At 74.2% G+C, this 12,152-nt stretch carries 9 protein-coding genes; 7 read left to right on the top strand and 2 right to left on the bottom strand.

Features of this window, described 5'->3' with window-relative positions; genetic code table 11:
* Positions 1-170: 170 nt before the first annotated feature.
* Complete coding sequence (locus ACFW3D_RS19260) at positions 171-377, bottom strand: hypothetical protein (RefSeq protein WP_018557015.1); 207 nt, start codon at positions 375-377, stop codon at positions 171-173.
* Between the two features lie 69 nt (positions 378-446).
* Here ACFW3D_RS19260 and ACFW3D_RS19255 point away from each other — a divergent pair, with 69 nt between their 5' ends.
* The 3 genes from ACFW3D_RS19255 to ACFW3D_RS19245 are packed head-to-tail and all read left to right on the top strand — an operon-like array spanning position 447 to position 4,647.
* Entirely contained in the window at positions 447-1,649 is a 1,203-nt protein-coding gene (locus ACFW3D_RS19255; RefSeq protein WP_500505377.1) for a bifunctional adenosylcobinamide kinase/adenosylcobinamide-phosphate guanylyltransferase, read from the top strand.
* 40 nt (positions 1,650-1,689) lie between these two features.
* Entirely contained in the window at positions 1,690-2,733 is a 1,044-nt protein-coding gene (gene cobT, locus ACFW3D_RS19250) for a nicotinate-nucleotide--dimethylbenzimidazole phosphoribosyltransferase (protein ID WP_500505376.1), read from the top strand.
* Positions 2,734-2,772: 39 nt separating this feature from the next.
* Positions 2,773-4,647 carry a phosphatidylglycerol lysyltransferase domain-containing protein gene (locus tag ACFW3D_RS19245; protein WP_500505375.1) on the top strand — a complete coding sequence of 625 codons (1,875 nt, stop codon included), beginning with the start codon at positions 2,773-2,775 and terminating at the stop codon, positions 4,645-4,647.
* A gap of 195 nt (positions 4,648-4,842) precedes the next feature.
* Here ACFW3D_RS19245 and ACFW3D_RS19240 read toward each other — a convergent pair whose 3' ends face one another.
* The gene (locus tag ACFW3D_RS19240) at positions 4,843-5,580 is read right to left on the bottom strand and encodes a hypothetical protein (RefSeq protein ID WP_500505374.1); all 738 of its coding nucleotides are present in this window, start codon (positions 5,578-5,580) and stop codon (positions 4,843-4,845) included.
* A 69-nt stretch (positions 5,581-5,649) separates the two neighbouring features.
* Between ACFW3D_RS19240 and ACFW3D_RS19235 the strand changes: the two genes are divergently transcribed.
* The 4 genes from ACFW3D_RS19235 (at position 5,650) to sucB (ending at position 11,779) form a co-directional block, all read left to right on the top strand.
* Positions 5,650-6,486, top strand: a complete 837-nt coding sequence (locus tag ACFW3D_RS19235) for an adenosylcobinamide-GDP ribazoletransferase (protein WP_500505373.1) — start codon at positions 5,650-5,652, stop codon at positions 6,484-6,486.
* Between the two features lie 289 nt (positions 6,487-6,775).
* Positions 6,776-8,287 carry a leucyl aminopeptidase gene (locus ACFW3D_RS19230; protein ID WP_500505372.1) on the top strand — a complete coding sequence of 504 codons (1,512 nt, stop codon included), beginning with the start codon at positions 6,776-6,778 and terminating at the stop codon, positions 8,285-8,287.
* Between the two features lie 303 nt (positions 8,288-8,590).
* Positions 8,591-9,979: a dihydrolipoyl dehydrogenase gene (gene lpdA, locus ACFW3D_RS19225; RefSeq protein WP_450388025.1), complete on the top strand. Its 1,389-nt coding sequence runs from the start codon at positions 8,591-8,593 to the stop codon at positions 9,977-9,979.
* Positions 9,980-10,030: 51 nt separating this feature from the next.
* Positions 10,031-11,779 carry a 2-oxoglutarate dehydrogenase, E2 component, dihydrolipoamide succinyltransferase gene (gene sucB / locus ACFW3D_RS19220; RefSeq protein ID WP_500505371.1) on the top strand — a complete coding sequence of 583 codons (1,749 nt, stop codon included), beginning with the start codon at positions 10,031-10,033 and terminating at the stop codon, positions 11,777-11,779.
* Positions 11,780-12,152: the final 373 nt, after the last annotated feature.

The following is a 12,152-nucleotide window of genomic DNA, read 5'->3' as shown; positions in this document are numbered from 1 at the left end:
CAGGCCCTGCTCCGACTCGCCCGCCACCGCACCAGCGTGCTGTTCGCCATGCTCCGCGACGGCACCCTCTACCAACCCAGGGCCCCGCGCCGGGCGGGGCGGGGGAGGGCGAGGCGCCCCCCCCGCGGGGGGGGGGCGGGGGCCGCCCCCCCGGCCGCCGCGGCACGGGTCTACTCGTCGGCGTGCAGGCTCATCGGGCCGTAGATCTTCGTGCTGTCCTCGAAGAGGTGGACCTGGTCGGCGCCACCCTGGAGGAGGTCCTTCCAGACCTCGCCGATCCATGACTCGGCGTCGCCTTGCGTGGTGAACTCCTCGGGCTCGACCGCGGGGGTGACCTCCGTACCGTCGGTCTTCTCGAAACGCCACGTCCACGCCATGTCCGTCTCCTCGTCCCTGGGGGTGCCTGCCCGGCAGCGTAGCGTGCGCGGACGCGAGAGGATCTGCACGTGGAACTGACTCTCCTCGGCACCGGGGGCCCCGACGGCCTGCCCCTCCCCGGCTGCCCGTGCGCTGCCTGCGCGACGGCGGTGGGCGAGCAGGCGCGGGCGGCGACCTCGCTGCTCGTCGACGGGGTGCTGCTGCTCGACCTGACGCCGGGTCTCGCGCTCACGGCGGCGCGCTCCGGTCACTCGCTGACCGGGGTCCGTCAGGTGCTGCTCTCGCACCCGCACGACGGGCCGGCCGTGGAGATCCCGGCCGGGCTGCCCGCGCCGGGCCGGGTGGCGCCCGGGCAGGAGCTCACGCTGCCGACCGGGCACCGGGTGCGGGGGGTGCCGGTCGACGCGCCCGGCTCCGGGTACGAGGTGACGGGCCCCGAGGGCGAGCGCCTGCTGTACCTGCCCCCGGAGTGCGCGCCCGCGGGGCTGCCGGAGGCCGTGGAGCCGTACCGGATGGTGCTGCTGGACGCCGTGGGACGGCCGGACGCGCTGGCGCGGCTTCGCGCGGCCGGCGCCGTCGGGAGCGCCACCGACGTCGTCGCGGTCCACCTGGACCACCGCGTCCACCCGGGGCCGGAGCTGCGGCGCCGGCTGGCGGCGCTCGGCGTGCGCGCGGTGCCGGACGGCACGACGCTGACCGTCGGCGACCTGCACGACGTGCCCGACGTGCCGCGGCGCACGCTGGTGCTGGGCGGGGCGCGGTCGGGCAAGTCCGTGGAGGCGGAGCGGCGCCTGTCGGCCTTTCCCGACGTGGTGTACGTGGCGACCGGAGGGACCCGGGACGGCGACCCGGAGTGGTCGGATCGGGTGGCCCTGCACCGGGAGCGGCGTCCGCAGTCCTGGCGGACGGTGGAGACCTGCGACCTGCTGCCGCTGCTGGCCGAGGGCGACGGGCCGGCACTGCTGATCGACTGCCTGTCGCTGTGGCTGACGCACACCATGGACGAGCTCGGCGCGTGGGACGACGGGAAGTGGGCGGAGGGCGCCGAGCGCGCACTGCGCCGCCGCGTCGGGGAACTCACCGCGGCCTGGCGCGCGACCCGCCGCACGGTCGTGGCGGTCAGCAACGAGGTCGGCTCCGGGATCGTCCCGGCCACCGCCAGCGGGCGCAGGTTCCGGGACGAGCTGGGCCGGCTGAACGTCGCGCTGGCCGACGAGTCCGAGCACGTGGTGCTGGTGATCGCGGGACAGGCACTGGCACTGCGGGGCTGACCTCGGCGCGCGGCCCCGCGGACCGGTAGTGTTCGACCCCGTGAGCGGCCTGAACCTTGATGACTTCGCGACCCTGGTGGAGCGTCCGGACGCCGGTGTGCGCCGTGACGCACGCGACCGCTGGCAGCGGCTGGTGCGCCCGGCGAGCGCGCTGGGCGGGCTGGCAGAGCTCGCCGACTGGCTGTCGGCGGCCCAGGGCACGGCGACCGTGCGCCCGATCGAGCACCCCAAGGCGGTGCTCTTCGCGGCGGACCACGGCGTGGCGGCGCTGAAGGTGTCGACCCGCACCGAGGGCACCGCGGTGGAGCTGGTGCGGCGGGTCCTGGACGGTGCCTCGCCGGTCAACGTGCTGGCCCGTCAGTACGGCGCGGGGGTCCGCGTGGTGGACGTCGGCGTGGACGCCCCGGCCGAGGACCTCCCCGCCGACGTGACGGCGCACCGGGTGCGGCGCGGCTCCGGCCGGATCGATGTGGAGGACGCGCTGACGGCCGAGGAGGCCGAGGCGGCGTTCCGGGCCGGCATGGCCGTCGCGGACGAGGAGGCGGACTCCGGCACCGACCTGGTGCTCCTCGGCGACCTGAGCGTGGGCGGCACCACGGTGGCCGGAGTGCTCGTCGCGGCGCTGTGCGGTACGGACGCCTCGGTGGTGACCGGCCGCGGTTCGGGCATCGACGACATCGCGTGGATGCGCAAGTGCGCCGCGATCCGCGACGCGCTGCGCCGGGCCCGTCCCGTGCTGGGCGACCAGTTGGAGCTGCTGGCCGCGGTCGGCGGCGCGGACGTGGCGGCGATCACCGGTTTCCTGCTGCAGGCCTCGGTGCGGAAGCTGCCGGTGGTGCTGGACGGCGTGGTGTCGGCGGCGTGCGCGCTGGTCGCGCAGCGGATCGCCTTCCGGGCGCCGGACTGGTGGCTGGCCGGGCAGGCCAGCGGCGAGCCCGGCCAGGCCAAGGCGCTGGACCGGCTCTCCATCGAGCCGCTGCTGGACCAGAAGGTGACGGCGGGTGAGGGCACCGGGGCGCTGCTGGCGCTGCCCCTGCTGAAGGCGGCGGCCGCCCTGTCGGCGGAGCTGCCGGAACGTTTCTGACACCTCGCGAACCGGGCCGTTCCCATAAGATCCGGACTTATGGGAACGGCCGTCTCGGTCCGGCGTGAACGCTGTGCGGTGCGCTGTGCGGTGTTCACCGTGGGGTATCTGCGCGTGGTCGGCCTGGTCGACCTGCTGGGCGCGGTGTGGGTGTCCTTCGGCAACGACATCCGGCGCCACCAGGTCGACGAGTACGTCACGCCGTACCTGCTGACCGCCGGTTACACCCCGGCCTTCCTCGCGCTCTTCCTGGCCGTGACGATGCGCCGCGGGAAACGCGCGGCCTGGCTGCTCAACCTCGTCCTCGCCGGGCTCTCCCTGCTGTTCCTCGCCGCGGCGACGACCGTCCCCGCGGTCCGCGGCCACCCGCAGAACTGGGTGTCGCTGGGGATCACCGCCGTCTTCTGCGCCGCGCTGCTCGCCGGGCGCCGGGCTTTCCGGGCCAAGGGCGACCCCGCCAACCCCCGGCTGGCCGCCGCGGTCGCCGTCGGCGGTGTCGCGGCCGTCGGGCTGCTCGCCGCCGGGCTGGTCACCGTCACCGGTTCCGGGCGCGGCTCCACCTTCGGCGAGCGGTACGCGTACGCCATGCTCCGCGTGGTCTCGCTGGCGGACGCCGGGGAGGCCTTCCCGGGGATCTCGGCCCCGGGCTGGGTCGACGTCGTCATCAACGCCCTGAGCGCCGTGCTGTTCCTGCTGGTGCTGTACGTGGCGTTCCGCTCGCCCCGCGGCCGCGAACTGCTGGGCCCGCAGGACGAGATGCGGCTGCGCGCCCTGCTGGACCGGCACGGCGAACGGGACTCGCTCGGCTACTTCGCGCTGCGCCGCGACAAGAGCGTGGTCTGGTCGCCCTCGGGCAAGTCGGCGATCGCGTACCGCGTCGTCGGCGGGGTGTCCCTCGCCTCCGGCGACCCGATCGGCGACCCCGAGGCCTGGCCCGGGGCGATCGGCGCCTGGCTCGCCGAGGCCCGTGAACACGCCTGGGTCCCCGCGGTGGTGGGGGCCGGCGAGGAGGGCGGCACGGTCTACGCACGGCACGGGCTGGACGCCCTGGAACTCGGCGACGAGGCCATCGTCGAGGTCGCCGACTTCACCCTGGAGGGCCGTGCGATGCGCACCGTGCGGCAGGCGCACCACCGGATCGGGCGCGCCGGGTACACCGTCCGCGTACGGCGTCACGAGGACGTCCCGGAGCGGGAGATGGCGGCCCTGGTGGAGCGCGCGGACCGCTGGCGGTACGGGCGGACCGAACGGGGCTTCTCCATGGCGCTGGGCCGGCTCGGCGACCCGGCGGACGGCCGCTGCGTCATGGTGGAGTGCGCGGACGCGACGGGCGAGCCGCGGGCTCTGCTGAGTTTCGTGCCGTGGGGGCGGCACGGGCTGTCGCTCGACCTGATGCGCCGCGACCGGGACTCCGACAACGGGCTGGTGGAGTTCATGGTGATCGAGCTGATCCGGCGCGCGGAGGAGATCGGGGTCGAGCGGGTGTCGCTCAACTTCGCCGTCTTCCGTTCGGTCTTCGAGCGCGGGGCGAGGCTGGGCGCCGGACCGGTGCTGCGGATGTGGCGGGCGTTGCTGACGTTCTTCTCCCGGTGGTGGCAGATCGAGTCGCTGTACCGGGCCAACGCCAAGTACCGGCCCGTCTGGGAACCGCGTTTCGTGCTCTTCGAGAAGGCCGGCGAACTCCCACGCATCGGCCTGGCGAGCGCCCGCGCGGAGGGCTTCTCGCCGCCCCCCGGATGCCCTCGTCCCGGCGGTGAGCGGGCGGCGGGGGGCCGCCGGGTACCGCGACGCCGCGCCGGTCGCCGTTCTCGCCGGGCCGGCCGCAGGGCAGTTGGCGGTCATCCGCGGGCTGCTCACCGTCCGCCCGGGAGCGCCTTCCCGGGGACGGCGGAACCGCCGCGATCCGGCGGGTGACCACCACCGGGCACGCCACCGGGACAAGGTGCCCGCCCACTCCTCCGGCCCGGCCCCGAACGGCACGCGGCCACGCGCCAACGGCGGGGTCCGGGCCCCGGCCTCGGTCGTCGAGGCGGAGACGCCCACCGACGCCGTCCCGGAGTCGGTCGCCGACGGCCTCCCCGAGCGGGCACCGAGCCGGGGCGCCGGGGCTCAGTGCTCCGTGAAGCCGCCGATCCAGTCCTGGAGGCGACGCAGGGGGCCCGACCAGCGTGCGTCGTGCCGGGCGGCGCGGGCCTCGGCCCGCCGGGCCGCCCGGGGCCTGCGGGGGTAGAGCCGCTCGGCCCACAGCGAGTCGGGGCGCGCCAGCCGCAGGGCGGCGTACAGCGCGACGAAGGGCACGAAGACACCGACGACGGCGGAGCGCAGCTTGCCCTTGACGAGGGCGACGAGGACGAAGAGGAAGTTGACGGCGATGGTGACGATCACCGAGACACGGCTCTGCTGCTCGTCCGGGGTGACCGAGTTGACCCCGAAGGGGACCAGGCCGAGGAGCATCATCAGGACGACGGAGAAGGTGACGACGACGGCCTCGACGCTCTTGCGGCCGCGATCGCTCCAGTACACGTCGTCGAGGTAGAGCACGAGCGCGAACTCGTCGAGCACCAGGCCCGCTCCGGCGCCGAACAGGACCGCGGAGAGGTAGGCGCCGAAGCCCCGTGAGGAACTGGCGACACCCCCGAAGCCGCCGATGGTCATGAGGATGATCCCGGGCACCACGTGATGGATGTGGGTGCCGCCGGAGGAGATGTTGCGGAAGGGGCCCCTGCCGGCCCGGATGAGACGGGTGATCATCCGCGTGACGAGGAAGGTCAGCACGAACGCGCCCAGCGCGAGGAGCAGCGGCAGCTTTCCCGGCTCGATGATGTTGCGGTACCACCAGTCGCTCATGCCGATTGCTCCAGATTCGCCCCGTACGCGGCACTATACGGTTCCGGCCCGGCCGTTACCCTGCACGCCATGACCGCCGACCCAGCCCCCGATCCGGCCCCCGGCCCCGCACCCCTTCCCGCGCCCTCCGCCGTGACGGCGGCCGACGGGCTGCGCTTCGCCTTCGGCACGCTGACGGTGCTGCGGGTCCGGGTCGGCCGCTGGGACCGCCCGGCGGCCCGCGCCGGGATGCTCTGGGCGCCGCTGGTCGGGCTGGTCGTGGGGCTCTGCGCGGCGGCGGCCGGCGGACTGCTGCTGCTCCTCGGCTCGGGGCCGCTGCCGGCGGCGGTCGCGGGCGCCGCCGTTCCGGCCGCCCTGACGCGCGGGCTGCACCTGGACGGGCTGGCCGACACCGCCGACGGGCTGGGCAGCGGCAGACCCGCCGAGGACGCGCTGCGCATCATGAAGCAGTCCGACATCGGGCCCTTCGGGGTGCTCACCCTCGTCCTCGTCCTGCTGGCGCAGGTCGCCGCGCTCGCCGAGCTGTACGGCCAGTCCTGGACCCGGGGCGCGGTCGCCGCCGCCCTGGCCGGGCTCACCGCGCGCGTCGCGATGACGCTGGCCTGCCGCGACGGCGTGCCCGCGGCCCGTCCCGGCGGGCTCGGCGCGGCCGTGGCGGGCGCCGTCCCCGCGCGGACCGCCTGGGTGCTCGCCGCGGCGACGGTGGCGGTCTGCGCCGCCTGCGGGGCCGCCCTCGGCGTGCCGGACGCGCTGCGCGGCGCGGCGGCGGCGGTGCTGGCGCTGGCGGCCGCGGAACTGCTGCTGCGGCGGTGCCGCCGACGCCTGGGCGGTGTCACCGGTGACGTCTTCGGCGCGTTGTGCGAGACCGCGGCGACGACCGCGCTGCTGGTGCTGACCCTGGGCTGAGCACCGGGCGGCGACCGCGCGCGGCGTCGGCGGATTCCCCAACTCCCGCCTGGGGAGCGGGGGTCGGGCCCCCTCCGGGGGTGCCGCGCGGGCGCGCTCCCATAGGGAAAACCCGCGCCTTCGACGTCATGGGCGCAGGTCGTGGTCGCAAGTGACAGGAGTGAGCGTAAGGTCGGTCCTGCACCCCCGTCCCGTGCCGCGAAGGACGCCCGGCGTCGGGACACGAGGGGAGCCGGACGGAGTCCGGCGTCAACCATTGGACCCCCGAAGGAACAGGATCCGCATCACCGTGACTGCACTGACTCTCAGCACCTCCTCCGCGGCAGCGCTGCGCGCTGACGCCGTCGTCGTCGGCGTGACCAAGGGCGCCAAGGGCCCCGAGGTGGCCGCCGGGGCGGAGGCGGTCGACCAGGCCTTCGCTGGCCGGCTCGCCGCGACGCTCGAGACACTGGGCGCCTCGGGCGCTGAGGGTGAGGTGACCAAGCTCCCCGCTCCGGACGGTCTGAAGTCCCCGGTCGTGCTGGCGGTCGGGCTCGGTGAGGCCCCCGCCGACGGCGCCGCCTACGACACCGAGGCGCTGCGCAAGGCCGCCGGCGCCGCCGCCCGCGCGCTCTCCGGTTCGAAGAAGGCCGCCTACGCGCTCCCGGTGCAGGACGCGGACGCCGCGCAGGCGGTCGCCGAGGGCGCGCTGCTCGGCGCCTACGTGTACACCGCGTACCAGTCGTCCAACGGCAAGGCGCCGCTCGCCGAGATCGCGCTGGTCGGCGCGAAGCCGCGGGACAAGGCGTACAAGGCCGCCGCCGAGCGGGCCGCCGTCATCGCGGCCGAGGTCAACCGCGCGCGCGACCTGATCAACATGCCGCCGAACGACCTCCACCCGAAGTCCTTCGCCGCCCTCGCACAGGAGGCCGCCAAGGAGCACGGCCTCAAGATCGAGGTCCTGGACGAGAAGGCGCTGGTCAAGGGCGGCTACGGCGGCATCATGGGCGTCGGCCAGGGCTCGGCGAACCCGCCCCGCCTGGTGAAGATCGCCTACACGGGCGCCAAGGGCCGCGGCGCCAAGCACCTGGCGCTGGTCGGCAAGGGCATCACCTACGACTCGGGCGGCATCTCCCTGAAGCCGGCCGGTCACAACGAGACCATGAAGTGCGACATGAGCGGCGCCGCCGCCGTCCTGTCCACCGTGGTCGCCGCCGCGCGCCTGGGTCTGCCCGTCAACGTCACCGGCTGGCTGGCGCTGGCCGAGAACATGCCCTCGGGCAGCGCCGCCCGCCCCGGCGACGTGCTGAAGATGTACAGCGGCAAGACCGTCGAGGTGCTCAACACCGACGCCGAGGGCCGCCTGGTGATGGCCGACGCCCTCACCCGCGCCTCGGAGGAGAAGCCCGACGCGATCATCGACGTGGCGACCCTGACCGGCGCCATGGTGCTGGCCCTGGGCAACCGCATCTTCGGCGTCATGGCCAACGACGACGCCTTCCGCACCGCGCTGCACGAGGTCGCGACGGAGGTCGGCGAGCAGTCCTGGCCGATGCCGCTCCCGGCCGACCTGCGCAAGGCCATGGACTCCCCCACCGCGGACATCGCGAACATGGGCGAGCGCATGGGCGGCGGCCTGGCGGCCGGCCTGTTCCTGAAGGAGTTCGTCGGCGAGGGCATCACCTGGGCCCACCTGGACATCGCGGGCCCCGCCTTCAACGAGTCCGGCCCCTTCGGCTACACCCCCAAGGGCGGCACCGGTTCCGCCATCCGCACCCTGGTGCGCGTGGCCGAGAAGGCCGGCCAGGGCGAGCTGCTCTGACCACGGTGTAAGCCTCGGCACATTCCGTACGGCCCCGGGTATGGCATCCGGGGCCGTACGCGTTCGCCAAGAGCGAGCAAAGAGTGCAACCGCTCCGTATTCCGCAGGGGATACCGGCGAGTAGCCCCGGCCGGGGACGTTCCGTACGTCTCAGACACCGGCCCGGTGCCTCGTCCGCCCCGAACAAGTGCGAAGATGTTGTCTCGGCACGACAGGGCCCCGTTCAACAGAAGCGGCCGAACAAAAGCCGCCGCCCGGTCACGACGGACCGGCTCCGGCGTATCCATGCATGGAGGACGTGACGTGGCGAACGACGCCAGCACCGTTTTCGACCTAGTGATCCTCGGTGGCGGTAGCGGCGGCTACGCCGCGGCCCTGCGCGCGGCGCAGCTCGGTCTGGACGTCGCCCTGATCGAGAAGGACAAGCTCGGCGGCACCTGCCTGCACCGCGGCTGCATCCCCACGAAGGCTCTGCTGCATGCCGGTGAGATCGCGGACCAGGCCCGCGAGGCCGAGCAGTTCGGTGTCAAGGCCACTTTCGAGGGCATCGACATCGCCGGGGTCCACAAGTACAAGGACGACGTGATCTCGGGCCTCTACAAGGGCCTGCAGGGCCTGGTGGCCTCCCGCAAGGTCACCTACGTGACCGGCGAGGGCCGGCTCTCCTCCCCCACCACCGTGGACGTCAACGGCCAGCGCTACACCGGCCGGCACGTCCTGCTGGCGACGGGCTCCGTGCCGAAGTCGCTGCCGGGCCTGGCCATCGACGGCGACCGCATCATCTCCTCCGACCACGCGCTGGTCCTGGACCGCGTGCCGAAGTCGGCGATCATCCTGGGCGGCGGCGTCATCGGCGTCGAGTTCGCCTCGGCGTGGAAGTCCTTCGGCGCCGACATCACCATCGTCGAGGGCCTGCCGCACCTCGTGCCGGCCGAGGACGAGAACAGCTCCAAGCTGCTGGAGCGTGCCTTCCGCAAGCGGGGCATCAAGTTCAACCTCGGCACCTTCTTCTCCAAGGCCGAGTACACCGCCGACGGCGTCAAGGTCACCCTGGCCGACGGCAAGGAGTTCGAGGCCGAGGTCCTGCTCGTGGCCGTCGGCCGCGGCCCGGTCTCCCAGGGCCTGGGCTACGAGGAGGCCGGGGTCGCCATGGACCGCGGCTACGTCCTCGTCGACGAGTACATGCGCACCAACGTGCCCACCATCTCCGCGGTCGGCGACCTCGTCCCGACCCTGCAGCTCGCCCACGTCGGCTTCGCCGAGGGCATCCTCGTCGCGGAGCGGCTGGCCGGTCTGAAGACCGTGCCGATCGACTACGACGGTGTGCCGCGCGTCACGTACTGCCACCCGGAGGTCGCCTCCGTGGGCATCTCCGAGGCCAAGGCCAAGGAGCTGTACGGCGCCGACAAGGTCGTCACCCTGAAGTACAACCTGGCCGGCAACGGCAAGAGCAAGATCCTCAAGACCGCGGGCGAGATCAAGCTCGTCCAGGTCCGCGACGGTGCGGTGGTCGGCGTCCACATGGTCGGTGACCGCATGGGCGAGCAGGTCGGCGAGGCCCAGCTGGTCTACAACTGGGAGGCCCTGCCCGCGGAGGTCGCGCAGCTCATCCACGCGCACCCGACGCAGAGCGAAGCCCTCGGCGAGGCCCACCTTGCGCTGGCCGGCAAGCCGCTGCACTCGCACGACTGACACACGGACACGCAGAACCATCCGCACAGATCGTTAGGAGCAACCGAAACCATGGCGGTTTCCGTAACCCTGCCGGCGCTCGGCGAGAGCGTGTCCGAGGGCACCGTCACCCGCTGGCTCAAGGCCGAGGGTGAGCGCGTCGAGGCCGACGAGCCGCTGCTCGAGGTGTCGACCGACAAGGTTGACACCGAGATCCCGGCGCCCGCCTCCGGCATCCTCTCCTCCATCAAGGTGGCCGAGGACGAGACGGTGGAGGTCGGCGCCGAGCTGGCCGTCATCGACGACGGCACGGGTGCCCCCGCTGCCGCTCCCGCCCCGGCCGCCGCCGAGGCGCCCGCGCCGGCTCCGGTGCAGGAGGCTCCCGCCCCCGCCCCGGCGCCCGTCGCCGAGGCCCCCGCCCCGGCCGCGGCTCCGGCCGGCGGTGCCGAGGGCACCCCGGTGCTGCTGCCGGCGCTGGGCGAGTCGGTGACCGAGGGCACCGTCACCCGCTGGCTGAAGTCGGTCGGCGAGAGCGTCGAGGCCGACGAGCCGCTGCTCGAGGTCTCCACCGACAAGGTCGACACCGAGATCCCGTCGCCGGTCGCCGGCACCCTGCTGGAGATCCTCGTCGGTGAGGACGAGACCGCCGAGGTCGGCGCGAAGCTCGCCGTCATCGGTGCCGCCGGTGCCGCCGCCCCGGCTCCCGCAGCCCCCGCTCCGGCCCCGGCCGCCGCGGCTCCGGCGCCCGCCCCGGTCGCGGCCCCCGCGCCCGCCCCCGCACCGGTCACCCCGGCTCCGGTCGCGCCGGCTCCCGCGCCCGCCCCGGTCGCCGCCCCGGCTCCGGTCACCCCGGCACCGGCCGCTCCGGCCGCCCCCTCGGCGACGGCGCCGACCGACGAGGGCGCGTACGTGACCCCGCTGGTCCGCAAGCTCGCCGCCGAGAACGGCGTGGACCTGGCGTCGGTCAAGGGCACCGGTGTCGGTGGCCGCATCCGCAAGCAGGACGTCCTGGCCGCCGCCGAGGCCGCCAAGGCCGCCGCTGCCGCGCCGACCGCCCCGGCCCCGTCCGCGGGCGTCACGGTGCCGGCCGCCGCCGCCGCGCTGCGCGGGCAGACCGTCAAGATGACCCGCATCCGCAAGGTCATCGCCGAGAACATGATGAAGGCCCTGCACAACCAGGCGCAGCTGTCGACCGTGGTCGAGGTGGACGTCACCAGGATCATGAGGCTGCGGGCCCGGGCCAAGGAGTCCTTCCTGGCCCGCGAGGGCGTCAAGCTCTCGCCGATGCCGTTCTTCGTGAAGGCCGCCGCCGAGGCGCTGAAGGCCCACCCGGTCATCAACGCCAAGATCAACGACGACGGCACCATCACCTACCACGACGTCGAGAACGTGGGCATCGCGGTGGACTCGGAGCAGGGCCTCATGGTCCCGGTCATCAAGGGTGCCGGCGACCTGAGCCTGGCCGGCATCGCCAAGAAGACCGCCGAGCTGGCGGGCAAGGTCCGCAACAAGAAGATCAGCCCGGACGACCTGTCCGGCGGCACGTTCACGATCAGCAACACCGGCTCGCGCGGTGCGCTGTTCGACACGATCATCGTGAACTACCCGCAGGTCGCCGAGCTCGGCATCGGCGCCACCGTGCGCCGCCCGATGGTCGTCAACCACCCTGACCTGGGTGAGACCATCGCGATCCGCGACGTGGCGTACCTGACCCTGTCGTACGACCACCAGCTGGTCGACGGCGCGGACGCCGCCCGCTACCTGAACGACGTCAAGGCCCGTCTCGAGGCCGGCGAGTTCGAGGGCGACCTCGGTCTGTAACCGACCGGAGTCCTCGCGGGACCGTACGACGGCCGAGGCCCCAGCCCCTTCCCGGGCTGGGGCCTCGGCCGTCGTGCCGTCCCGCCCTCGGCAGGGGACTGCCCGCCGGATTGAACGGTCCGGGCCCGGCGGACGTACTTCAGGGAGCAGGGCCGGGGAACCGCACTCCGGCGAACCCGCCCTGCGGCAACGGCGGTTCACCGGGCGGTGACGGGCGCGTCACCGCCACCGGCTCCCGCCGGGGCGCCACCGTCCCCACCGGCCCGGCCGCCCTGGCGGGTTGCGCGCTGCGATGTCCTTCCCCCCGCGCCGACGCGCACGCAGCGGGCTCCGGCGGGGCCGGTCCGGACCTCCCGGACCGGCCCCGTCCCGA

This window comes from Streptomyces sp. NPDC058864, from assembly GCF_042742985.1.
In the GTDB taxonomy this organism is placed as follows: domain Bacteria; phylum Actinomycetota; class Actinomycetes; order Streptomycetales; family Streptomycetaceae; genus Actinacidiphila.
Note: the sequence above shows the minus strand (reverse complement) of the source record. Positions and strands in the feature narration are given on the sequence as shown.

Excerpts from the sequence above, each read along its gene's own strand:
- ACFW3D_RS19245 (WP_500505375.1), top strand. The coding sequence starts at position 2,773 with ATGGGAACGGCCGTCTCGGTCCGGCGTGAACGCTGTGCGGTGCGCTGT.
- ACFW3D_RS19240 (WP_500505374.1), bottom strand. The coding sequence starts at position 5,580 with ATGAGCGACTGGTGGTACCGCAACATCATCGAGCCGGGAAAGCTGCCG.
- ACFW3D_RS19260 (WP_018557015.1), bottom strand. The coding sequence starts at position 377 with ATGGCGTGGACGTGGCGTTTCGAGAAGACCGACGGTACGGAGGTCACC.
- sucB (WP_500505371.1), top strand. The coding sequence starts at position 10,031 with ATGGCGGTTTCCGTAACCCTGCCGGCGCTCGGCGAGAGCGTGTCCGAG.
- ACFW3D_RS19235 (WP_500505373.1), top strand. The coding sequence starts at position 5,650 with ATGACCGCCGACCCAGCCCCCGATCCGGCCCCCGGCCCCGCACCCCTT.